The following is a 24,577-nucleotide window of genomic DNA, read 5'->3' on the forward strand; positions in this document are numbered from 1 at the left end:
CTACCGAAAATTAAAAATAGGAAGATAGGCAGTCAACAGGAGGTAATGTATTTTTAACTATATGATAGTATACGCACAAAGTGATATGTTGTATATGGCAGATTATCCGACCTTTATAGGATACAGTTAATCTTTTTATGATATAATTGTGGCAGATATCAGTGAATGGGGGAAGTGTAAATGCTGCACATTGAGCGTGAAAGCCAAAAACCAATCTATCAGCAGATATATGAACAAATAAAACATGATATTCTTATGGGAAATTTGCCTATCGGTACACGGATAACATCCACGAGGGCATTGGCAAGAGAATTGCAAATTGCACGTAATACTGTCGAAAATGCCTATGCGCAACTAGTGCTGGAGGGATACATTACAAGCGTGGCAAGCTCGGGCTATGTGGTCAACAATTTGCAATTTAATCTTAACCAGAAAGCAACGGAGAGATTAACAACAAGTGAAGCGGTGGTTGTTGCTTCCAATGGTGGGATTGAAAATATCCGGTATAATTTTCAATATGGAAATCTCGATGCTGCGAGTTTTCCGTATCAGCTCTGGAGGAAGTATATGACTGATGTATTGGATGGACCGGATGCGCAAGACGTCCACAGCTACGGCGATGTAAAAGGCGACATAAATTTGCGAATTCAACTCATGGAATATTTGTATCACAGCCGTGGAGTCAACTGCAAACCGGAACAGATTATAATTTGTAGTGGCACACAATCCGCTCTTGAACTTATGATAAAAATATTTCCCTACGTGGAAAAAAAGGTTGCTATGGAGGAACCCTGCTATAATGGTGCTAGTGTCATTTTCCGAAAGAATGGATTCAATATTTCGCCGATACCAGTTTGTGAAGATGGGATTGGACTAAATGAACTTGCCGCATCATCTGTAAGAATGGTTCACATTGCGCCATCCCACCAGTTTCCAATGGGCGCTGTTATGCCAATCCATAAGCGAATCGAAATACTGAAGTGGGCGCGAGAACATGACAATATCATTATCGAGGATGACTATGATAGCGAATTTCGCTATAACGGGCGGCCAATTCCATCTCTCCAATCCATTGATCAATATGAGCGCGTAATCTATATTGGTACATTCTCCAAAGCACTTTCTCCTGGCCTTCGGATGGCATATATGATATTGCCGACATGGTTGCTACCGGCATATCAAGAGAGGTTTACTGGATACCAATGTACTGTACCATTGATAGAACAGAAAATTCTGGCTCGCTTTATGGCGGATGAGCATTGGGAAAAGCATGTACGGAAGATTTGTCTATCTCAAAAAAAGAAGCACGATATTTTGATTGATGCAATCAAACAAAATATTGGGAATAAGGTGCGAGTCTATGGTCACCAAGCTGGATTGCATATTCTTCTGGAGTTTTTGGATGGACAGCAGGAAGATGAACTTGTCCGAAAAGCACTTGAATACAAAATCAAGGTATGTCCTGTATCTCCTTTCTGGCTGAACAAACAAAATTATAGGAATAATGCCCTCGTCTTGGGATATGGCATGATGCCAGAGAAGGATATTCCGAGGGCTGTGGAGATTTTATCTCAAGCTTGGTTCGGTTAATTCAACTGTATCCTATAAAATTATCAAAACCGGCTCTTATGAAGGTGCCGGTTTTATAGTATAGTAAAGAAAAAAGAAACAGTATGATAAGGAGGCTATATTATGGAACACCGCATGAAAACACACCCTTTGACTAAACAACAGATAAACCACTTGCTTCAGCGAGCACAAACCGGCAGTTTGGCAACACTGAATCCCGATGGCACACCGTACAGTATTCCAATCCATTTTGTCTATTACGGTAATTCACTCTTTGTCCATGGGTTACCAAAGGGTAAAAAGATCGACAATATTGACCACGATTCCAGAGTTGGATTTTCTGTTTATGAAATGGATAAACTGCTGCTGGACCCGAATGGAAAACCATGCGATACAAATACAAAGTATGAAAGTGTGATTATCTCCGGTACTGCCAAACTTGTGGATGATATGGAGGAAAAAAGAAATGTCTTGAAAAAAATCGTGGAAAAATATACACCTCATTTGGTAAATAACGAAATTCCAAACAATATGATTAAAGGTACAGCGGTGATACGAATTGATGTGACGGAAATGACTGGAAAATACTATTTATAGTAAACGCAGAATGTCCATCAATTGAAATCTTTATACGCAAATAATAGATACTTATTTTCCAAACCGCCCCAATGGGAATAAAAAAAGACGTAGTACAGGATTTCCTCCCGTACTACATTTAAATTATTTCTCTGATACTTTATATCTTTATTATTTTCTATTTAATTTCTTCCTCTGTGAATAAAATAGTACTCTAATACTTTCTTTTGCATAGGTATAACATAATGACTTCCACCCTTTGATCTAACATCTTCAATCATGGTAACTAGTACCATCTTAGGATTATCAGTATTCATAGTCACAAGCCATCCATACTCTTCCCCACTAGTATCCTCAATACTCTTTTTCAATTCCGCCGTACCTGTTTTACCAGCCAATGCTACTCCATTTATTTTAACTTCACGACCTGAACCAGATGGGTCCTCTATAACTGCTGTAAGATCTTCTAATAATATATTTGCATTTTTCTCGGAAACAACGTTTTCCTTCCATACTTTTGCTGGCGTCTTATCATCCTGAAGCTGAAGTGTAGGCGTCATTATATTTCCTTTATTCACCACGGAACTATACATTAAAGCTACATGTAATGGGCTCATTAATATTTCCCCTTGTCCATAAGAGCTATCTGCTAGTTGAATATCGTTCTTTATTGTTCCATCATTAGAAATTTGAGATTTTGCAATTGGATAATCTATAGGCAATTCTTCTCCTATACCGAAGGCTTTTGCTTTTTCTATGAAAGTCTCTTTGCCCATCTTAAGTCCCTGTTGTGCAAAATATATATTATCAGAGTATACGAAGGCATTTTTTAAATCTATTGCTTTTCCTGGATCTGCTACCCTTGTGACCTTATATGATCCCCAGCTGCCATCAGGTTGCCACTGTTTTCCTTGCACATTAATGGCTTCCGATAGATTTATACTGCCTTTTTCTAATCCTGCTATTGCAGTAAATAACTTAAAGGTTGAACCTGGTGCATAGGCTGCTTTAAATCTATTGTCAAATTGTATAAATTTATCCTTCTCCCATTTTTCTTTAACGCTTTCAGGAGCATAGGTAGTAAATAGATTCGGATCAAAGGATGGAGAACTTACCATAGCTAGAACTTCTCCGGTCTTAGGATTTATAGCCGTAGAAGCTCCCTTTTCCCCATTCATGCTCTCATATATTTTCTTTTGGAGTTCTAAATCTATGGAAAGAGTTATGTTCTCTCCATCTTTAGGTTCTGTTTTTGCTATTTGTATTTTTTCTGATTCTGTCCCATCCTTTTGTTTGGATATATAAATAAACTTACCATCTTTAGCTCTTAATTTATCTTCATAAACCTGTTCTAATCCCCTCTTTCCTATTTTGCTTACAGCGCTGTACCCTTGGCCATCCGATTTTTCAAGCTCTTCTGCTGTTATATCTCCCACATAACCTATTAATGAACCTATGGCTTCTCCACCTTCGTAGATTCTACTCTCTGGTTTGCTATGTATTACTCCAATAATTTCCATAGCCTGTGCAATTATATCCTTTTTATCAGCGGATATATTAACAATAGGTACGAAATGTTCCGGATTACTATTAGCTTTTAACTTATCTTCTATTACTGAAGGCTTTATATCCAAAATTTTAGCTAGCTTTGTAATATTAGCTTCTTGATCTGCATTGAAATTTTCAGGTTTAACACCAATAGTTACTACAGTTCCATTTATAGCAAGTCCATGTCCATTTCTATCATAAATTTCTCCCCTTTTAGCTAGAATAGTTTCTACTCTAACCTTGTCCTGAGATTCCATTTGAGGAAATATCATTTTTTCACTCCAATTAATAGTCCAAACTTTTTTATTATCTATATTCTCTTTAATCATATCTGCCTCATAGCCATCAACAGTTACATCTCCAGCTGCAGTTGTCATAGTTAAAGAGAAAGGTGTTTTTTCTGCATTTTTATCAGTACTTTCTGCATTTATAGAAATATTATTTGCTTCTATGCCACTGTAAATATTTGAATATCTATCTACAAAATCCTTTTCAGTTATTTTAGATTTTGCTTCATTAGATAGCATGCCATACATAGCTTTATAATCTTTCTTCTGCCAATAATCTTTATATACATTAAAGGTTTCTACAGAATTTTTTCCTCCGAAAGAACATCCCACTAAACTAAAGGTCGCCAAAACTAGTATCATTATCATTAGTACAGTAAATGGCCTTTTTAAATTTTCTTTTAACATAAATCACTTTAGTGAAAGTCATGTAACAACTATGAAACTCTCACTAAAATCCACCTCTTTTCTTTTTATGTATAATATATTGATAATCCGTAAAATTATAATATTATATTTTAGTTATTAGTATCTATTCTAATAATCTTCCCATTATAACTGTGTTATAATAGTTTCCATCTTTATGAATACGGTCCTTTATTAGCAATCCTTCTTCTACAAATCCATATCTTTTATATAATTCAATCGCTTTTGTATTTGTTTGTAGCACAGTTAATGAAATTTTTTCAATTCCTACAGTATCCGCCCACATCAAAATATTTTCTAGTAGTACTTTACCAATTCCATGCCCCCAGTATTCCTCTGATATACATATTCCAAATTCTGCTTTATGCCTAAATCTACTTAATTTATTTCCTTCACAACGAGTAAATCCAACAATTTTACCTTCTACTTCTGCAACTAAAAATAAAGTTTTTTCCGCTATTGAATCTTCATAAATAAGTCTTTCAAAATCTTCTGGAGTTAATAGACCTTCACCAGATTCCCTATCAAGATTTTCTGTTTCTCCATCAATTTTAACTCTTAATTTAGATAATTCAATTGCATCATATTTTGTTGGACAACGAAGTATCCATGTTAGACTTTTACCTTCTATCCTTATATTTTCAATAGTCATAAATTACCTCCAGTAGCGTTATTTATATTTTCGATTTTAATAGTTGCATTACAATCTATTTGAATTACGAAACATAAACACCGCATATTCACGTTGAATAATACGGTATTTTAAATAATTATTAATTTTTATCCTTATTACATCCAATTGTAATAAGACGAACCTAATTACCATTTTTCAAAATGAATTTTACTCTTGTCAAAACGTTCAATCTCTTCTTTGCTTTCATCAGAAACTCCCAAAGAAATAACAGCAAGAGGGATAGCTTTTATTGGTAGTTTTAGCATACGAGTTATTTGTTTATACCAATCAGAATTAATTTTCACACCACACCAAACCCCACCTAAATCCATACTATGAATACAAAGTAGCATATTTTGAGCTGCAGCAAAACAATCTGCATACAAAAACTCTGTGGTACTTTCAACCGCTTTATCTCCGCATATAACGATACAGCAAGGAGCATCTGCTAACATCCTTGCGTTTGTGTTATTCTTTGATAATTCCACAAGAATTTCTTTGTCTTGAATAACTACAAAATGAAATGGTCGTTTGTTTTTAGCAGATGGCGAACACAAACCTGCATAAAGAATAGTATTTATTTGTTTTTCGGAAAGAGAAGAATCTTTATACTTCCGTATGCTTCTTCTTGACTTTATTATTTCAAGCACTTTATTGTTATCTTCTAAAAGCTTAAGATCTGTTTTTGTAGTAGTATTTACCATCTCATCTTCAAGCATCATTTTAACCATTACAGGCATTGGTCCACCAGTAAATTCTAACTGCTTTTGCAGTACCTTATTAATTTGCATAACTTGTTTATTATTGCCTCTAGAAAGCAGTTTTAGCCGATATGGTACATCATTAATAGAGCCAGCCACATGAATACTACCTTTAGGCATATTAAACACTTTTTTTGCATTGAAAGGAAGCTCAATAAATGTCAGTCTTCCACTATCATCTTTTTGAATTGTAGATTCAAACTCCTGCATAAAACTCCTCTTTTCTAGAAATATTTGATTCGTATTGCAATACTATTGACACTAAAGTGTAGCTTATATTAACACTCTTTAGTTTGATATTTATTGCTAATAAGAAAATTATACCATATTCTCAATTTAAATAGCTACATTACACTTTCTTGTATCGAAAAACAAAAACACCGTATATTCACGTTGAATAATACTGTGTTATAAATAAATTATTTAATTATCACGGCTTATAAGAATATTGAGTAATAATTAAAACTTCTCGTCTTTAATTTTTTTATATAACTTGTCTAACACATAAATAGAAGGGCTAAAAAAACCCATTATCCACATTGCAAAAACAAAATTACCATTAGCTATGCTACCATCAATGCTTATTAAGAAAGCCAGTATAACCCCAACTATTCCTAAAAGTATATATAATCCAATTAATCTCATAATTCTCCCCCTCTTTATTCGTCCTATCCTACTATTTGGACCTAAATAATAATTGCATCACATTCATATGGAAATAGATGATTTGGATTTCCCAGGTAATATGGCAAACTTATTTTCATCAACCATATATGCCCTTTCAAATTCTACTATGTGGTTGACAACAATATACCTGTTGTTATAATAATGTTCATCTTCAATAACTTTACCCATAAATATATAGCCTCTCTATTAATTTATTTGTAGCTATTTAATCCAACCAAATTTATAGCTATTACATCTTATAAACAGCTTGTATTCATTTTTGTTGGTCGATTTTATCTTCTATATCAATAAGAATCTTTTTGCAATTTTCGCAACAAAATGATTCTACACCATCTGTATCATATAAATTGGATAGTTTTATTCCCTTTACAAGAGATAGAAATATGGCATTCTTTTTTTCTTCAGGAACCCATTTAAGAGAATACTTCTCTCCACGTATGAAGCCTCGTTTCATCTCCCCCTCACAATATGGACATTTCATGTAATTATCCCCCTTTCAAACTCTGCTATTTAGTCAACAACTACAGTATTTAATGCTAAATATATCAGTATCTTATCCGAAATTTGAAAAGAAATCACTAAATAAATTATCCTGTTCTGGTTTGTGGGTAACATAGCCAATAGCTATTTTGTTATTAGTTAATTCTATCATTTTTTCAGCACTTTCTTCTCCAAATGCTCCGCATAACTCTATTGCGCCGACACCTTCACTTTCCAAAAAAGAAAGCTTATCATATGCTTCCTCCAAACTTCTAACTGTGAAAATATAGGTAATCTGTTTTTCAGTTTCGAAACAAGCTTTATGTTCCTCTGGATTATAATGACTTCCCATAAGTAAAAATGCAAATTTTTTCTTAATATAATTGCCTCCCTCTTATAAATAACATTTATTTTTTAACATAATGAAATTATATTCCAATAACTATAATATAAACATAAGTAACACTAATAGGTAAGTAGCATAAATATTTTTCTTTAAGGCAAGATATGTGACACCATATAGAATGCCAGCTAAGCATGCTGTTAAGCCTATCATCAAATCTCCTTTTGTAAGCATGTGGACTAATCCCCATGTTAGTCCAACAAGTATACCTCCCCAAGGAACTTTGTGGTTTTTGAACTGCATTTCTCCAGCCTTTTGACCAAATACTATAATTAACATAACAAGTATAACTTCAAATAAATAATAAATATATTGAAAGATAAATTTTAGCCAACCATTGCGTTCAAGCTCTTTTAAGATTTTAAATCCATTCCAACTCCAGTTACTAATGATAATACAAACCCCTAAAATCACTAAAGCAATAAACCAATTTATTTTTTCTATCTTATCTCTTTCCTCAAAGATATTAAATTTATATTTTTCTCTTGAGTACCTTATTAATATAGCTGCAGCACTTCCCCACATAATGCACGTAATTATCCAATGAAGAATGCTCTCAAAGGTAGTAAAATCATTTATACTTTTCCCATATACTAATGGTTCGATCATAAAAGCTAATAATACTTCTAAACCTAATCCTCCAAAAGCATATAATGCTAAAGATAAAAAATCAGAGCTATTGATGTCTTTCTTTTTTAAATTCATACTTTCTCCTTTCATACTATATAATCTTCACTTAGAAATTTCTTGCTACTTCCTATTACTTTTTACTACTCAAAATCATAGACAAACACATGGATGTTTCTTTCAATAAGATTTTGCTTAATCAATGGTTCAATAAATCTCCATTCTCCCCCAGCTAGTCCACAACCTATTCTTGGCATATGGACGCTGGCTTGCATTTCACCGGCTTTATCTCCAACTTTCTCAAGGCATTTATTAATAGCTTCATATCTAATTGGAGGAACAGACTTATTTGACCTTATACCCCTTTGTCCAATCATATTTGCAACGACGATATCTGACGTTACTTCTACAAACTGTACTTCGCCAAGACTAAAATTTTCTCCATCTTTATACCAATTGCGATATTCCTGCTCAGGATTTATCCATCTTTTTGACAAGGCCAAAACAAAACCTTTTCCCCATGCACCTATGTCGTTACAAACATGAACAATAATTTTCTTACCTTCTCCACTAGGATTTGTTACATCACCTTTTATATAATTTATTTCTCTTTTTTCCATTATATCCTCCTGCTTTATGACGTATTTAAGACGTATCTATTACAATTATACACCAATATTTCCATTTATCGTAACGTAGTTTTTTATATAATAAAATATAAATTAATATGCAAGTGCATGATTCAGCTTATATATACTTAAATTGCATAACAAAAATACCGCATATGTAATAAATAATGCGGTATTCATAAATCATCTAATTTTTTATTTTGAAAACTTATTAGTTAACCATTGTGCAAATTTTTCCTTCTCTTCAAATTGAGGATAATGAGCAGAGTTTGAATATATTATAAATTCTTTTTCAGTAGCCTTAATAGAGTCAAAGTATTCCTTTGCTGATTCAACTGTTGTCATATAATCATATTGTCCCATAATAAAATAACATGGAATTTCTATACTTTCCACAAGACTTGGTAAAGGATTATTTGTAGATTCAGCTAATAATACATCTTGAGAAACAGACACTCCACGAAAATAACGTATTACATCAAGCAAATTATATTCTGGGTGAGTCAGAAAACCTTCAAGATAGTCGCCATTATCATCAATAAGCCTTGATGCTCCACCATACTTTCTGATGTAATTTCTAGGGGTTATAATATTACCTTTCTCAATATGGCCTGTTAGGCTTTCAAGTCGTGTAAAATCATTAGCATTCCCAGCTTCATGCGCTTGCTCAAGACAATATTTTAAACTATTTAATTCATTTTTAATTGGGTCAGACATTTGGCCAATACCAATATAGGCAGTAAATCTTTCTGGCGCTTGTGCAGCAGCTTGCAAAGCAATATAAGTTCCAAAGGAGTGTCCTACCAACAATATTTTTCTCTTATCAAAACGTTTAGAAATATAGTCTGTTATGGCTAATAAATCGCTTATCAATAACTGTGATGTAATGTTGGAATAATCCTCAAAAAAATGATATGATTTACCGCTTCCCCTTTGATCATAATGGACAATGGTAAAATCTTTTTCTAATATATCTTGATATTTAGTCACATAAGGAATTTCTGAACAACCGGGTCCTCCATGTACAAAAATGATAATAGGATTGTTCTTATTCTTTCCTCTGATCATAAATTGATGCTCTGCTCCGTTTATTGATATTTGTGATAGTTCACTAATACTATTTTCTCCTCCTATAGATGGAGTCCAAGTTGGAACGAACAAGCCGACGATAATTATAATAATCATCGCTGTTAAAAACCATTTTATGAATGACTTTATCTTAATCATTTTCCTACCTTCTTCACCATTTTTAAATATTTTTCTTTTTCCTCTTGGCTAATTTCAGCCATTCCATAAAACCCCTCCATAATTTCTATAGTTAATTACAAAGCTGCAAAGTCATAACATTTAATAGTGGTTCAGTAAGCATTAATTCAAGCATCCATTGCCCGGCAGTTGGAAAATCTCTTACAATATCAACTATACCTACTAATTCATTGTTAAATTTATATATCCCCAAAACAAATCTTTTCTAGCTACGTTTAAAAGAAATGTGTTCAGCAGAAATAATGAATTCTACTAAATCCCCGTTTTTATTTTGAAGCAATACATGTAATTCATATTTGTCCTTTGTTTCATATATTTCCTCATAAAGCCATCATGAGTTTTCCAGTGAAGAGTCTTGCTTTATTATCTCATAATTTTCAAACTTCATTTCATTTATATTGGTAAACCCACCTGAATTATCAAATAGTATTGATAAGGACTGTTCTATTTCTTTTATATCTATAATAATACAGTCATGAAAATTTATATTTCTAATTATAGTTCCGTCAAATGATTCTAGCGCTTTTTTATAATACTTTCTATATTCTTCAGTAGTTTTCTTTACTAATTTTTCATTGTGATTGCAAAATGCAGTTACACATTTTACTACTTCACAAGATGCCTTGCCCAATACATAGACCCGAATGTCTGCTATTTTTTCTAATATCTCCTTTGGTAATGTTTCCTTTATGTGTTCTTGACTATATATAAATGATTCATAAAATTGTTCTGATGCTTTTTTTCTGTCAAATGGCTTAGGCTGAATATAACTTTCTTTTGCTTCCCCACAACCCTCTCGATATGAGCAAAATTCTTCTTCTGAAGCCAACCATTCCATTAATTTTTCATTGTATAATCTTTGAAAATATTCCTCACAAAAAGATTCCGCTTCTTTCGCTTCTTCCAAAAAGAAATGAGCACTGGTTTTTTGACACAACTCATACCATTCTTTAGTAAAATAATTCATTTTTAATTCCCCCCAAATAAAAATTATCTTTATTTCATGACGACATCACTCATCACCTTCAGCTATTCCATTATAATCTATTTGAATTACGTAACAAAAACATTACATATTCACGTTGAATAATACGGTGTTTTTTATAAATTATATAATTATTTAATTATTACACATTATAAGAAAGTTGTGAAATTAGTTATTGATTGATCTTTTTCTTATAATTAGACTTACTATAGTTGCAATTATTAGAGCAACTATTACTTTAAATCCCCAGGCGTGAATAAAATTGTGATAAAAATAATATATCATTCCATTAAACTCTGACATTTCTACTGGCGGAGCAAGTTTTATCCTAAACCATGGTGTCATCCCAATCAAAATATATACTGTAAGCATTGTAATCAAGAAAACACACTTATTAATTTTCAATCTCCCCATACCCCTTTCTATGAAACATGCATAATATTTTACTATCGTACACTGAAGTATAGCTTATATTAACGATCTTTAGTATTGATATCATTGGCCAACAAGAAAATTATAACATATTTTTAATTTAGATAGCTACATTACACTTTCTTGTATCGAGAAGCAAAAACACCGCATATTCACGTTGAATAATACGGTGTTTTAGATACAGTTACATAGATTATTATACTTATCAATTATATGTTATCTCTATAATATTCTTAATTGCAATATATCCAAATGGTACATACATAAATAGTAATGTAAGTCTTTGCCAAAGTCCTTCATTTGCTATAATTGTATTATTAAATTCAGGTTTATCTGCCATTATAAATAGTATAAAAAATATTAACGCAAAGACAAAAGAAATTAAACATATAACTCCAGTTACGTTATCTTTACTTTTGAAAGATAATATTCCTAAAAGCATTGGAACAAATAACAATGCCATAAATCCAATTGCTGCTCCAAAACCATGTATTTGTGATGCCACTGTTTGAACATCTTTGCTTTCATTAACGCTAAATATTCCTGATAAAATTCCCGCTCCAATTGCGAATACAATTATTAAAGTGACTACACTGGCACTTAATACTTTTGAAGTCTTACTGTAGCTTCTATACAATGTCAATGTAGATATGCTTAATAATGCTCCCAAACAAATAAGCCAAATATTATAATAACCTCTTACAGGACTACTTGGATTTCCTAATGAACTCATTACCATTGTTTTATGGCTATAGCCTTTATAAAAGATTGCAAGTATATATGGGACAATAAAATCACCAACAATTGCAATTAATAATAGCACCCAGCCAAATGAACCTTTTATAGAATCTATCATCAAATTCCCCCCAACATGAAAAATAAATGACCTCTATTAAATAATACCATAAATTCCATATTATTTAATTCTAAAAGAACAAACTTCAGATGATACATTCCTTCATCTGAAGCTAAGAGTTACTTGATTTTTTAATTTTTCTTATTATACCTAAATATCTAGATCTTCTCCTCTTTGTTCCATTTGCCATCCCATGTACAAGTAGTTTACACCTTCATACCATAACTTTGTATCCTCTTGCTCTAGAATTTCATATATCTTAGAGTTGTAAAAATTCATTAAAGCTTGTTTTCTATCTATTCCTTTATTTTTACTTTCTCTCTCAACTACCTTAGCTACTTTTAAAGGAATAAAAATATGAACATTTTCTTGAGTTATCTTTGGAGTTGTATGCTCTAAGAGACAACTTAATCATGTTTTTTCTCATGGTTATTGAAGTCAATTATAACATACAGGAGGTCAAAGGCATGAGAAACACAAAGATTACCCCAATTTGACATTGAGCGAACAGCCGCAAATACCACTCGGCAAGTATGGACGAATGAGGAAAGCATATTTACAAGAACACCGCCCTGCGCTGTATAACAGCTTGCTTTTATCCGAAAAACTGTATCCCCACTTGCTTGAAATCGACCAATCCGCCGATGATAAAGGCGGCAGGGATTCCGGAGCAGCTCAAGTCCGCCGACCAAATGAAATGGGTAGCCCTGATGTATACAGCCAAATCACAGGTGGAGGAAATCATATTTGCGGAGCTAGTTTATAACTAAGTATTAAGGGAGTGCGGTAGGTTTAATGCTATCGCACTCTTTTTTCTTGTTGCTTTAATCTTAGATACAAGATGTATCTATTTGTTGACAAAGCATTTCCCCTCTGCTATACTTTAAACATACACAGTGTATGAAAAGAGGTGCATTTATGCCACGAAACAAATATCCCGAAGAAACAGAGCAGATAATACTTGACGCTGCATTAAAACTGTTTATTGAAAAGGGCTATGAGCAAACAACAATTCTTGATATAGTCGATAAAATGGGCGGCCTGACACGAGGAGCCTTTTATCACCATTTCAAAACTAAGGAAAAAGTTTTTTTTGCGCTGACTGATAAATTATTTAATGATATAGACCCTTTTGCAAAAATCAAAGTCCGCACCGACATAAATGGTTTAGAAAAAATAAAACTGACCTTGCAAATATTAAACGAGAGCGAAGAATATGCCGTACTTCACCTTCAAATACTTCCATTGATTGAAAGCAGCCCGACAGCTTTTAAGATATATATGGAAAAACAGCGAACCTTTTTAGCGTCAAAATATGCTGAACTTATTGAAGAAGGTATAAACGATGGCTCAATCAAAGCAAAGTATCCGAAACTAACAGCGGAATTGTTTTTGTTGATTTGTAATGTTTGGATGATGCCGACAATATACCCACAAGCAAACGAAGAAGAAGCGTGGCAAAGATTTAATATGGCAAAGGATATTGTTGATTTTTTGGGGTTGCCGGTTCTCGATAAAGCCCTAACTTCTCATGTTGTAATAAATGACCAAGGTATCGTTGTTGAAATCAAAAAATGAGACAAGCAGAAGAGAATTACAAAAAAGTAATTCTTTTAACTAAATACATACATACAATATGTATAAAATAAATATTTATTTTAGGAGGATTTTTGCAATGAAAAGAAACGGCATTGGACTGGATGATCTTTTAGCAGAGTTCAACGAGAATATTATCGGCAAACCAAGTTCTGCTACTCTTGGTATCGTTACTATTACTCGTAGGGATTTAGAAGAATTAAAGACATCCAACAAAAAGGCAAACATCAAAATGACTGGCATACTGACATTTTCAGAAGATGTTACACCTGATTTGGTGAAAGAAACCATAGAAAGTGTCAAAGTACGGGGAACAATAAAAGCCTCTCCTAATGTGCAAGAAGTTTTGAATACACTTATTAACGAAACATAGTGGCAGTCTAACACTTCTGACCAAGTTGGCTCGAAATGTGTCAGAAAGACTTGTGGGGTGATGTGTTATTGAAAACAGAATGGTTACTCTGCCCTGTTTGCAAAAACAAAACACGAATACAAATGCGCGAAGATACCATACTGGAAAACTTCCTGCTCTTTTGCCCCAAATGCAAGCAGGAAACTCTAATCAATGTAAAACAACTAAATATGACAGTTATCAAAGAGCCAAACGCTAGACGTAGAGCCGATAACCAACGAGATTGAAACTCGTGGTTGTCGGCTCTTTTTCATAGGGAGGATTGCCATGTTGCAGATATTTTCAAAAGCCACAAAATTGAAAAAGGAATATAGCACCACAATCCTCCTGTGATACCTTAGCTTTTTATTGTCCAAACCCACAACAGAATAGCTATGCCCATGCCCGATTGAAGTTAATTCAGTCTGGCATTTTTGCGTTTATAGCCCCTCGTTGCCGTTCTCCACCGCCCTCATTCAGGCCAAAAAATCTGAATGTGGGAACGGTTATGGAGATAACTATAAAACTAAACGGACAAGCCGTGTCCGTGGAGGTCAGCATTGAGGTCTATACCTATCTCGACCAAGCCACCCACAAGGATGAAAACCTCGCCCATGAGCAGCTACGGCACTGGGATATGCGAGAGCTTGACGAGCAAATCATCGTCAATGAGTGCAGCCGCAGCTACATACTCACTCCAGAACAAATTGCTTGCCGCAAAGAAACCCTTGCCGAGATTATGGCAGTGCTAAACGCTTGTACCGATGCACAGCGCCAACGGTTTTTACTCTATGCCCTTGAGGGCATGAGCTATGCGGAAATCGGGCGGCATTGCAAATGCTCCAAGTATGCTGTGAGGGATAGCATTACGGCGGTCAGAAAAAAATATCAAGAATTTTTGCAAAGCAGACCCCACGAAACGCATTTTTCAGGCTAAACAGTGAGGGGCATTTTGCTCCATCACATTACCGAAAGGGACAGACGAGAAATTGCCTGTCCCTTTCGCATTTAGGAGGTTTAGCCTATGCAAATCATCAACCTAAGAAAGTATTACTACCCAACCTACAAAAAGGACACTTTCATTGAGGTGTCGGACGAGGTAGCCGAGGCACTTTTGCTCATGCTCCGTGCGGAAAACAACTATGAGCGAAAGCGGTTTTACTACAAGGCGTTTTTCTCCCTTGACTGTGAGGACGGTATCGAAAATGATGCCATCGGTTGGCCGCAGCCATCGCCAGAGGACTACATGATTGAGTGGGAGGAACAGATAGCGCATGAGCGTTTGTTGCTGCATTTACAGGAGTCCTTTGCCATTCTCACACCGACACAGGCTCGCCGCTTACACGCTCGATATTTGTTGGGTATGAAAGTCAGAGAGATTGCAGCCGCCGAGGGTGTTAGCTCCCCACAGGTCAGCGACAGTGTTCGTGGTGCTTTGAAAAGGCTGCACAAGCATTTCAAGAAACAAAAGTGGATTTAATCAAGGAGGATATTATGACAGAACTTAAAGCATTGCAGATGAAAAAATCAGAGATTGAAACGGAAATCAGACAGCTTGAAAAACAGGCAGAAAATTCTACTTAACCGCAAGCATAAAGAGGAACGCCGAGAGCGTACCCATAGGCTCATTGAGCAAGGGGCGATTTTAGAAAGCGTATTCCCCGAAGTTGCTGCCATGACAGGCGAACAGGTCAAGGCATTTCTGCAAGAAAAACGCTGATTGCTGAGGAATGCACCCCCTTCCTTGGTTAAGGGCGCACTTATACACCCTTACGGGTGCTGTGCGCTCTGCCGAGGGCAATGATTTTTTCATTGGTAGCTTGTTAACACTCTCGATTATAATTAGTTTATTCTTTTGTTTATATTATAGACTAATGTTAATTAATTTTAAACACTTATAACTTTGAAAATATCCTATGCTAATGTTATAAAATATTTTTAAGCAACTTCCCCGTATAGCTCTCCTTTACTTTTGCTACTTTTTCAGGTGTGCCTTGTTCAATGACATATCCTCCTCCACTTCCTCCTTCTGGGCCTAAATCTATTATCCAGTCAGAATTTCTAATTACATCTAAGTTGTGTTCAATTATTATAATGCTGTTTCCTGCAGCTCTTATTTTTTCAAGGAGTATTAAAAGGTTTCGAGTATCAGAAAATTGTAGTCCCGTTGTAGGTTCATCAAGTATATAAAGAGTTTTTCCACTTGAATTTTTGCTGAGTTCTTTGGCTAGTTTTATCCTCTGTGCTTCGCCACCAGATAAGGTAAGTGCACTTTGCCCCAACTTTATATACCCTAATCCCACTTCACATAAGGTGTTTAAAATCTGTGTTAGTTTTGTCATATCTATGAAAAAATCTAAGGCTTCTGTTACATTCATTTGGAGAACATCATAGATATTTTTACCTTTGTATTTTACTTGAAGGGTATCCTTTTTATATTTCTTCCCTTTGCAAACAGTACATTGTGTCCAGATATCCGCCATAAATGATACAGGAGTACATACCCTTCCTTCTCCATGGCATACTTCACATCCACCTTCTTTGCTGTTAAAGCTAAATTTGTTTGCTTTATATCCTCTTTTCTCCGATTCTTCTGTAGAAGCAAAAAGGTTTCTGATTTCATCCATAACTCCAGTATAGGTGGCGGGATTTGAACGTGATGTACGTCCAATAGGACTTTGATTCACATGAATAATTTTATCAAAATACTCATCACCTGATAGTGAATCACAATATTTGTGGAGGTCTGTTTTTATATTGTGTAGTTCTTCTTTACTTTGCTGTAAATCTTCTTTTATATTGTGCAGATCTTCTTTTCTTCGGTGAAGATCTTCTTTCATATTGTGTAGATCTTTTCTCTCATTAATTCTATTTTCAATAGCAGGATACAAGGATTTAGAAACAAGGCTGCTTTTCCCCGAACCACTGACCCCTGTTACGCAAGTAATCCCTCCAATAGGAAAGGAGACATCTATATTTTTAAGATTGTTACACCTTGCACCATTAAGTTTGATCCAATTACATTCATTAGAAAGCATTGATTTTTCTATAATTACCTGTTTTTCTCCTGAAAGATATTTTCCAGTTTCTGAATTAGGGTTTTTCATGATTTGTAATGGAGTACCTTCTGCTACTATTCTTCCTCCATCAATGCCAGCTTTCGGTCCCACATCTATAATATAATCTGCCATAAGCATAGTTTCTGCATCATGCTCCACAACAATTACCGTATTTCCATAATCCCTAAGCTCTTTTATAAGCTTTATAAGTTTTTCATGGTCTTTAGGATGAAGGCCAGCAGAAGGTTCATCTAGCACATAAAGCATATTGGTGATGCCGCTACCTAACTGTTTTATAAGCCTTAATCTTTGCAATTCACCACCAGACAATGTTGGCACCGCTCGATCAAGGGTTAGATAAGAAACGCCTACTTTAGTATAACCACATAGTCTTTTATGAAGCTCTTTTAGTATGGAATCTGCTATGCCCAATTGGGTATCTGATAACATGCTCGGCAGTTCTTCAACCCATTTATTCAACTCACTTATTGACATTGATGCCGCCTGTGGAAATCGTGTACCTGCAACCTCTACCATTCTTCCTTCTTTTGAAAGTCGTTCCCCATGGCAACAATCACAATTAGATTGCTTCATAAACTCATTTGCAATTCTTTTTCCTGCCTCTCCATTGTTTTCAGAAAAAATACGATTCAGGGAATTGTAAGCACCTTCTACTGGTCTTGTAATATTGCCACTTCGTCCGTTACTATTTTTATATGTGAAGGTAACTTCTTTTCCATCAGAGCCCCAAATAGCTTGCCTACGAAAATCCCCTGAGAGCTCATCCCATGGTTTTTCTAAATCAACCCCCATATCATCTGCCAGTGCTAATATTTCACCTTTCATCCAATTTGCATTGGGCTTATCTCTAAACTTTCTTAAATCTTTCCACAGATTCGAAGCTCCATCTAGAATTGATAAATGTGGACGTGACACAATCAAATTAGGGTCAACCTCCATTTTAACTCCAAGGCCACTGCAAACAGGACACATGCTTTCAGGATTATTAAAACTGAATGTAGATGGAGTTAATTCAAATAAAATATGATTGCAATGATAACACATCTGCGTTGTTTGAAATAAAATTCTCTCCTCATCCTCAATCCTTACATAAATTGCTCCACTACCTATTTCTAATGATTTCTTTACATAGTGTGACAAAGCATCATCTTCAACAATTTTTTCAGCCAATACATATTTATATGATGGACTTTCAACCTTAAAGGGTGTTATTTCAATTGCCGTACCAAAAGGAAGTTCTGATAAAATTTCAGTAATCTCATCTACACTTAAAGAAATAATTGCATTTCCACAATCAGGGCAGTGTCGTATCCCAATGGTTGCAAAGAGTGTACGGAGATAATCGTATATATCTGTAATTGTCCCTACTGTAGAGCGTGGATTGCGGCCAATGTTCTTTTGAGATATTGAAATTGATGGAGGAAGTCCACATATCATATCAAAATCAGGCTTTTCCATTTGTTCATAAAGTGAGGAATCAGATATAGAAAGACTGTCCATAAATCTTCTTTGGCTCTCAGCAAATATAGTGTCAAATGCAAGACTAGACTTGCCGCTACCACTTACACCAGTAATTACAGTAATCTTATTATAAGGAATTGTAATATCTATGTTTTTTAGATTGTTTTGTCTTGCCCCTTTTACAATAATACCTTTTGTGTGCTCCACTTTTTCATTTTCATTGCTCTTAAAAAAATCCTCAGCCTTCATAGTTTTATTATTATAAGATTTTGAGTATTTCTTAATAATATCCAAACTAGATGACTTTAAAGAAACCTGATCCCCTGAAGTATTTGTTACCCTATCATCTAACCACTCTGGCCAATGGAATAACCACTTTGGAACTTTAAAATCTAAAACTCTGTCATTTGATGGGATATAAGGTGAAATTTCAATAAGGGGTGTATTATCAAAACAATCTAAATTACTTACTTTAATCCTTCCTAATTTTTTATCAAAGTCAATAATTCGTGCAGTGGTCAGAGCTATAGGATTAGGACGTACTGGGGAACGTGAAGCAAACACTCCAGTCCTGGGTGCATTTTCATATGGTGGCTCACATTCTGTTATTCTTCTATACTTACTTTTATCAAAGCCATTAAACCACCAAAAAATCTTTATGTGAGAGTAGCCTATAAGCCTTTCAAAATACTCTTCAGCATTATTAGATAGCTCAAGGAAAAACTCCCCTCTTATCTTTCTAATGTTTCCTATAGAACTTATTTTTCCACTGGGCGCTAAAGACCCTTTACCTTCTTTTCTAACTGCTGCATCGTTCATATTCTCAGCTTTCCACTGTTGAAGTGAATGTAGCCCTTCTGGTACAGAGCAATCTTTTACTCTATCTTCACAAGGGAAGTATGGTTTAATATCATAAACAAAATCCCCTTCTGAGAAATATGGATTTCCCTGAAAATAAACTATACCGGACTTTTCATCAGCACTAATTACTTTAACAACCTTATGTGAAAAAGGCACATTAGATTTTGTGTTTTTAGAATAGACAATTATTGCATGACTAAACAATGATAAAAATTTAAGTCCCTTTGCATATTCTTTATTAATCACTATCTTACTTATATTATCTTCTATATCCACTTGTCCAATGGGGAAAAAATCATAGTAATTTTTATTATCCATTAAATACGCCTCCTACTTAATAGGTTTTAACCTGATAATAAACCCTGACACCATGTGAGAGTCAACAAAAATGGACTGAAAAATCTATCAGTCCATTTATATATTTTCCTTTAATTCAACAGGAATTTGGATTTCAGTAAGGTATTTATTTGGATCTTCCTCATTCCATGGGCCTTTATGACAAACCTGACGGCTAATGCCGCTCATTTTATATTGACTATTTTCCTCTAGCCAGTGTACAAAGGACATATAGGCAGAGGATATATTTTCATAAGGTCCATATACCATTGAACAAGCTACCTTTTCAAGTGGCTCTGTTTTACGAAATATAAAACCATCTTTGTTAACACATTTTTCTTCCTTAGCACCTTTTTCTTCTACTATAATGCATACTTCCACATCAACAGCTTTGTCCTTATATTCTACATCATGATAAATAGCAAAGGTATCATCGCTTTCTGAAATGTTTAGTTTTTCAGTTTTAATATAATCATATATTTCCTTCCATAGCTGCCCTTCATAAAAATAATCCGGAATAATCTTTCGCAAAGAGAGAACTTGATAGCTAGGAATGGTTTTCAAGGTTACATTGCAATGAATTCCTATTTGTTTCTTATTTATATCATTCATAGCAGTTCTTATCTTTGCTAGTCGCTGCTGCTCTGCATTTATAGTATCTTGGATTTGCTGTTCCTTTATTTTAAGCTGTGTTTTAATAAAATCATTGTCCCAATTGCTAAGAGCATCATAAATTTCTGCAACATTAAACCCAGTATCACGCAAGAATAATATTTTATTTAAAGTTTCAATTTGTTCCACAGAATACATACGGTATCCCGTATATTTATTAACTTCAGCAGGTTTCAAAAGGCCTGTCTCATCATAATATCGTAACATTCTTACAGAAACCTGTGTGAGTTTTGAAAACTCTCCTATTTTAAACATTATTCTTCCCCCTCATCTCAAGAACCATCTATTATAATCCAGTATATATGTCGTCTTATTATCTTAATTAAAATTTTAATAATAGATAAAAGTTATAGAAACATAGGTCAATGAATGTTTTTTCACTTATGTATTTAATTTTTTCTGTATCTTCTAAACTACATTCTTTAGTTAAAAAATCTTCCATAAATTTTATTCCTCCAACTATATCTACATTTTAAATTGATTATATAGTAAAATATAGAAATTTGCTATTATATAATTTAATGAGTCGTAATAAATTACATTTTATCTTAGTAATTTAAATAATTTTCAATTTTTTATATCATCACTATAAAAATACTATACACTAATAATATAGTAAAAATAAGAAACTACATCACCCAAAAGAATATAAACATATAAATAAGAGCCGTCAATCAAGACGACTCAATAAGCTTATTTAATCTATAGGATCTTCAATTAGAGTAGCGAAAACAAATTGATGTACATGCCCTCTATCAATGGTAGTTGTACCGCAAACAAAGTGGACATGTTTGCCGCTACCTACTGGTATAGCTGGTCCAGTTCTAGCTCCAACTTCATGTAGATGGCCTACAGCAAAGTCTGAATTTCCTAATAGCTGATGAACATGGCTATTGCCACTTGGTATGGCCTCGCTAGTAACTCCAGCAAAACGATGATTATGAGGTATTTCTTCAAAAATTTTAGTGCTGCCTAAATATTCGTGTACGTGAGTTTGACAGCTTTGATCCTCTTCCCTTTCACAATCAAAAACTTCATCAGGCACAGCAATCCCTCCCTTTGAAATGGACAAATCAAATGATTGCCCTATTTTATAATATGAACAAGTATTTAAGGGGTTACTGTACACATAGAATTTTTTTAAAATGAGCAATGAAATTTTCATTAATAAAATTAAAATAAAAAACTCCATAATCTTTTTTCTATGAGTTAAGCTTTATATTTCACAATTTCTATTCTTTTTCTATCTTCATAATATAACTCTATAAAGGCATCTTTAAGTTTCCCTTTAAAATAGATGCAAAGTTTAAAAAGCGTGCTAATACAAATTAAAAAGTATTGGTATGCTTTTTTTAATTATCTTCTTAGTTAGTATTATTTATAAAATAAAAAAAGCCATGAGCTAGGCGCTACCCTAACCCATGGCTTTAACTGATGCCCACGCTGCAAATAATTCTAATCTAATACTACCACTTTTAAACTTTCTTTCAAGAGTATGGTAACAAATTTATTATATATGAATATTATAATATTGTGTATTGTAATTTTTCTGGAGGAATGTAAATGTATTTTAGAAACAATGACGAAGTTTTAAATCAAGATTCTAGCGAGGTTAGCAACGACCGCTATGAAGACCCTGAATATGATGAATGTGAAAAATGTCCTATGCTAGGCCGCTGCCCATATATTTATGGAAGCCGTATGATGCCTTATCCCATGATGCCTAGCAGTATGAATTATGACGATGATCCTATGTACAGATCATTTTTTGGACCTGGTTTCGATTTTGATGATTTCGATGATTTCGATGATTTCGATTTCGATCCTTTTGGCGGATCTCGCCGTAGACGTCGTCGCAGACGCCCTCCTGTATTTCCATGGTGGTGGTTTTTCTTTCTATAAATACCATCCACATTAGGTAAATAAATGTAACTGCAGCTTGTTCTGCAGTTACATTTGTTTGTATACCTATGAATATTTTTCATACTTTTAATTTTAATAGTTATGTCGCAAAATCTTTACATAGCTTGTAACTGAGGTATATATATTGTTAATATCTTTAGTAGCAGAATTGATTTATAGCATTTTAATTGTTTTTCAATAATATTTTACCTTTTCTATTCATAGTTTGTACCCCATCAAGAAGTGCAGGTGCACCAGCTACAAAAACATGATGGATACCTAAAGGTTTTACAGGAGAATGTACAAATGTAGACGTGTCTTTTACTTCATTAAAATCGAATACAGTTATATCTGCTACATTTCCGACCTTTAGTACTCCTCTATCAGTTAGTCTAATAATTTTAGCAGGAAGCCCTGTAATTTTATATACAGCATCTTCTAATGGCATTAAGTTATTTTCACGAATAATTTGTAAAAACCTTGGGAATGTACCAAAACTTCTAGGGTGTGGATTATAGTCTAGATCATAACTGAAGTTGTATCCATCACTTCCTATGGATATGTCCATTTCCTTCATAATATTAAGGACATCATCCAAACTTAGTGAATAATATATTGCCGATGTCTCACCACTACACCCAATTAGAACTTCAATCACAGTTTCTTCTGGCGATAGATTATAAATCTTTGAAATTTCTTCAATGTTTTTTCCATCAAGTTCAGGAATATGACCATGTGTGGAAGATATACCTACACAGCTTGGTCCACCACGTCGTTCCATTTCAGCTGCAATATCTTTAAGCAACCTAGAATCTTTTGTTATCAATCTCTGTAACATCTTTGAATTACCGCCATCTTGCGCCCAACCAGGTACCAGGGCAGAAAGTCCAGTGGATGTTGCTTCATAGGGATATTGATCACAGGTAATAATACATCCCATTTGACGAGCAGCTTCAATATTATCAAGGAGCCTCTCTGAATTGCCCCATTGTGGTTTTCCAATAAGCTTCAGGTGTGAAATATGTAGATGAACACCTGATAGCTCTGCCACTTTAATCATTTCATCAACAGCTTCAAAGACTAAATTACTTTCATTTCTTAAATGTACAGTCAATATCCCATTATTTTCTTTAATTACTTTTGAGAGCTCTACAAACTCATGTAATTTCCCATAACTACTTGGGGGATAGATTAGTCCTAGAGACATGCCAAATGCTCCATTTTGTAATTCTTGGTGAAGAATACTCTTCATTTTTTCAAGCTCCTCGTATGTAGGTTCCCTATCATCAAAACCTACCACAGAAGCTCTAAGGGTTCCATGACCAATCAAAATACCAGCATTAATTGGCAATGGATGTTCATTGGCAATTCCTAAATAATCCTTCATGTTATCCATTTCTAAAAATTCATCTTCAAGACTTATCTCAATTGTTCTTGAAAAAAATTCTCTAATTTCTGCTCTATTAGATTCATTTGATGGAATTAAAGAAATGCCGCAGTTTCCTCCAATCTCCAATGTAACTCCTTGATGTAGCATACTTTCTGATTTTCCCGAATTGAGAGGACATGCATCTGAGTGGGTATGAAGATCGATAAACCCTGGTGAAATAACCTTCCCTTCACAATTGATTATCTTATTACCTGTAACACTTGAATCATCGGTGATTTCTACAATTCTATCATCTTTAATACAAACTGAAGCTTTATATGGAAGTTTCCTTGCGCCGTCTACTATTAGTCCATCTTTCAAAACAAAATCATACATAATCAACACCTCCGAAAATCATCTTATAAAATTGCTTTTCTATATTTCCTAAAATATATGTCCTTCATCTTAAAACTATGAGTTTTTACATAAAAAAGTACACCTCCAAATGTTATAGGTCTCTAACATTTGGGGTGCACTTCATTTATTGGCTCTCTTACATTAATCATTTTAAATGTTTTTTCGCTTCTATTACTATCCACAATTTATTATCGTTATCTGCTACTTCTTTATACTTCTTCTGTGCAGAATCAACATCTCCAGTGTCTTCATCAATTATCATAGTTTTTCTCCGTTCAATGTAAGAA

The 24,577-nt window shown here is 34.1% G+C and carries 28 protein-coding genes and 1 pseudogene; 10 read left to right on the forward strand and 19 right to left on the reverse strand.

Annotated elements, in window-relative coordinates; translation table 11 throughout:
- Positions 1-180 precede the first annotated feature (180 nt).
- Complete coding sequence (locus RYO54_RS15700) at positions 181-1,590, forward strand: PLP-dependent aminotransferase family protein (protein WP_315120832.1); 1,410 nt, start codon at positions 181-183, stop codon at positions 1,588-1,590.
- A 102-nt stretch (positions 1,591-1,692) separates the two neighbouring features.
- A complete protein-coding gene (locus tag RYO54_RS15705; protein ID WP_315120835.1) occupies positions 1,693-2,166 on the forward strand; it encodes a pyridoxamine 5'-phosphate oxidase family protein in 474 nt (157 codons plus the stop codon).
- Positions 2,167-2,327: 161 nt separating this feature from the next.
- On the opposite strand, the gene RYO54_RS15710 is transcribed toward RYO54_RS15705, so the two are convergent.
- From RYO54_RS15710 to RYO54_RS15780, 15 genes are all read right to left on the reverse strand, one after another.
- Positions 2,328-4,388, reverse strand: a complete 2,061-nt coding sequence (locus tag RYO54_RS15710) for a penicillin-binding transpeptidase domain-containing protein (RefSeq protein WP_315120838.1) — start codon at positions 4,386-4,388, stop codon at positions 2,328-2,330.
- A 124-nt stretch (positions 4,389-4,512) separates the two neighbouring features.
- Positions 4,513-5,058, reverse strand: a complete 546-nt coding sequence (locus RYO54_RS15715; protein WP_315120840.1) for a GNAT family N-acetyltransferase — start codon at positions 5,056-5,058, stop codon at positions 4,513-4,515.
- Between the two features lie 167 nt (positions 5,059-5,225).
- The gene (locus RYO54_RS15720) at positions 5,226-6,050 is read right to left on the reverse strand and encodes a nitroreductase family protein (RefSeq protein ID WP_315120842.1); all 825 of its coding nucleotides are present in this window, start codon (positions 6,048-6,050) and stop codon (positions 5,226-5,228) included.
- 249 nt (positions 6,051-6,299) lie between these two features.
- On the reverse strand, positions 6,300-6,485 hold the full coding sequence (locus RYO54_RS15725) for a hypothetical protein (RefSeq protein ID WP_315120845.1): 186 nt from the start codon (positions 6,483-6,485) through the stop codon (positions 6,300-6,302).
- A gap of 63 nt (positions 6,486-6,548) precedes the next feature.
- Positions 6,549-6,695, reverse strand: coding sequence for a hypothetical protein (locus tag RYO54_RS15730; RefSeq protein ID WP_315120847.1), 147 nt, complete (start codon positions 6,693-6,695; stop codon positions 6,549-6,551).
- A gap of 85 nt (positions 6,696-6,780) precedes the next feature.
- Positions 6,781-7,008, reverse strand: coding sequence for a PF20097 family protein (locus RYO54_RS15735; protein WP_216438836.1), 228 nt, complete (start codon positions 7,006-7,008; stop codon positions 6,781-6,783).
- Positions 7,009-7,080: 72 nt separating this feature from the next.
- Positions 7,081-7,386: a DUF6506 family protein gene (locus tag RYO54_RS15740; protein ID WP_315120933.1), complete on the reverse strand. Its 306-nt coding sequence runs from the start codon at positions 7,384-7,386 to the stop codon at positions 7,081-7,083.
- A 63-nt stretch (positions 7,387-7,449) separates the two neighbouring features.
- On the reverse strand, positions 7,450-8,130 hold the full coding sequence (locus RYO54_RS15745; RefSeq protein WP_315120852.1) for a hypothetical protein: 681 nt from the start codon (positions 8,128-8,130) through the stop codon (positions 7,450-7,452).
- A gap of 50 nt (positions 8,131-8,180) precedes the next feature.
- Positions 8,181-8,657 carry a macro domain-containing protein gene (locus RYO54_RS15750; RefSeq protein WP_315120855.1) on the reverse strand — a complete coding sequence of 159 codons (477 nt, stop codon included), beginning with the start codon at positions 8,655-8,657 and terminating at the stop codon, positions 8,181-8,183.
- 204 nt (positions 8,658-8,861) lie between these two features.
- Positions 8,862-9,893, reverse strand: coding sequence for an alpha/beta hydrolase (locus RYO54_RS15755; protein WP_315120856.1), 1,032 nt, complete (start codon positions 9,891-9,893; stop codon positions 8,862-8,864).
- A 91-nt stretch (positions 9,894-9,984) separates the two neighbouring features.
- Complete coding sequence (locus tag RYO54_RS15760) at positions 9,985-10,125, reverse strand: hypothetical protein (protein ID WP_315120859.1); 141 nt, start codon at positions 10,123-10,125, stop codon at positions 9,985-9,987.
- Between the two features lie 138 nt (positions 10,126-10,263).
- The gene (locus tag RYO54_RS15765; protein ID WP_315120862.1) at positions 10,264-10,899 is read right to left on the reverse strand and encodes a DUF4085 family protein; all 636 of its coding nucleotides are present in this window, start codon (positions 10,897-10,899) and stop codon (positions 10,264-10,266) included.
- A 186-nt stretch (positions 10,900-11,085) separates the two neighbouring features.
- A complete protein-coding gene (locus tag RYO54_RS15770; RefSeq protein WP_315120864.1) occupies positions 11,086-11,322 on the reverse strand; it encodes a hypothetical protein in 237 nt (78 codons plus the stop codon).
- A gap of 232 nt (positions 11,323-11,554) precedes the next feature.
- On the reverse strand, positions 11,555-12,205 hold the full coding sequence (locus tag RYO54_RS15775; protein WP_315120866.1) for a DUF998 domain-containing protein: 651 nt from the start codon (positions 12,203-12,205) through the stop codon (positions 11,555-11,557).
- Between the two features lie 150 nt (positions 12,206-12,355).
- Positions 12,356-12,484, reverse strand: coding sequence for a hypothetical protein (locus RYO54_RS15780; protein WP_315120869.1), 129 nt, complete (start codon positions 12,482-12,484; stop codon positions 12,356-12,358).
- Between the two features lie 214 nt (positions 12,485-12,698).
- On the opposite strand from RYO54_RS15780, the pseudogene RYO54_RS15785 reads away from it, so the two are divergent.
- From RYO54_RS15785 to RYO54_RS15815, 7 genes and pseudogenes are all read left to right on the forward strand, one after another.
- Positions 12,699-12,975: pseudogene (locus RYO54_RS15785) on the forward strand (TnpV protein).
- A 148-nt stretch (positions 12,976-13,123) separates the two neighbouring features.
- A complete protein-coding gene (locus tag RYO54_RS15790; protein WP_315120872.1) occupies positions 13,124-13,783 on the forward strand; it encodes a TetR/AcrR family transcriptional regulator in 660 nt (219 codons plus the stop codon).
- A gap of 97 nt (positions 13,784-13,880) precedes the next feature.
- A complete protein-coding gene (locus RYO54_RS15795; protein ID WP_315120875.1) occupies positions 13,881-14,174 on the forward strand; it encodes a hypothetical protein in 294 nt (97 codons plus the stop codon).
- Positions 14,175-14,209: 35 nt separating this feature from the next.
- Complete coding sequence (locus RYO54_RS15800; protein WP_315120877.1) at positions 14,210-14,440, forward strand: cysteine-rich KTR domain-containing protein; 231 nt, start codon at positions 14,210-14,212, stop codon at positions 14,438-14,440.
- 260 nt (positions 14,441-14,700) lie between these two features.
- Entirely contained in the window at positions 14,701-15,129 is a 429-nt protein-coding gene (locus tag RYO54_RS15805; RefSeq protein WP_315120879.1) for a sigma factor-like helix-turn-helix DNA-binding protein, read from the forward strand.
- Positions 15,130-15,216: 87 nt separating this feature from the next.
- Positions 15,217-15,672 carry a sigma-70 family RNA polymerase sigma factor gene (locus RYO54_RS15810; protein WP_315120882.1) on the forward strand — a complete coding sequence of 152 codons (456 nt, stop codon included), beginning with the start codon at positions 15,217-15,219 and terminating at the stop codon, positions 15,670-15,672.
- A 75-nt stretch (positions 15,673-15,747) separates the two neighbouring features.
- Entirely contained in the window at positions 15,748-15,912 is a 165-nt protein-coding gene (locus RYO54_RS15815; protein WP_315120884.1) for a DUF3847 domain-containing protein, read from the forward strand.
- 205 nt (positions 15,913-16,117) lie between these two features.
- On the opposite strand, the gene RYO54_RS15820 is transcribed toward RYO54_RS15815, so the two are convergent.
- From RYO54_RS15820 to RYO54_RS15830, 3 genes are all read right to left on the reverse strand, one after another.
- Positions 16,118-19,912, reverse strand: a complete 3,795-nt coding sequence (locus RYO54_RS15820) for a TrmO family methyltransferase (RefSeq protein ID WP_315120887.1) — start codon at positions 19,910-19,912, stop codon at positions 16,118-16,120.
- A gap of 96 nt (positions 19,913-20,008) precedes the next feature.
- Positions 20,009-20,857: a MerR family transcriptional regulator gene (locus tag RYO54_RS15825; RefSeq protein ID WP_315120890.1), complete on the reverse strand. Its 849-nt coding sequence runs from the start codon at positions 20,855-20,857 to the stop codon at positions 20,009-20,011.
- A 442-nt stretch (positions 20,858-21,299) separates the two neighbouring features.
- Positions 21,300-21,647 (reverse strand): YmaF family protein, encoded by a 348-nt coding sequence (locus tag RYO54_RS15830; protein WP_315120893.1) that lies wholly within the window; start codon positions 21,645-21,647, stop codon positions 21,300-21,302.
- A 518-nt stretch (positions 21,648-22,165) separates the two neighbouring features.
- Here RYO54_RS15830 and RYO54_RS15835 point away from each other — a divergent pair.
- Positions 22,166-22,504, forward strand: coding sequence for a hypothetical protein (locus RYO54_RS15835; protein ID WP_315120895.1), 339 nt, complete (start codon positions 22,166-22,168; stop codon positions 22,502-22,504).
- A gap of 184 nt (positions 22,505-22,688) precedes the next feature.
- Here RYO54_RS15835 and RYO54_RS15840 read toward each other — a convergent pair whose 3' ends face one another.
- Entirely contained in the window at positions 22,689-24,269 is a 1,581-nt protein-coding gene (locus tag RYO54_RS15840; RefSeq protein WP_315120897.1) for a D-aminoacylase, read from the reverse strand.
- Positions 24,270-24,577: the final 308 nt, after the last annotated feature.

Source organism: uncultured Clostridium sp. (assembly GCF_963515715.1).
Taxonomy (GTDB): domain Bacteria; phylum Bacillota; class Clostridia; order Clostridiales; family Clostridiaceae; genus Clostridium_AW.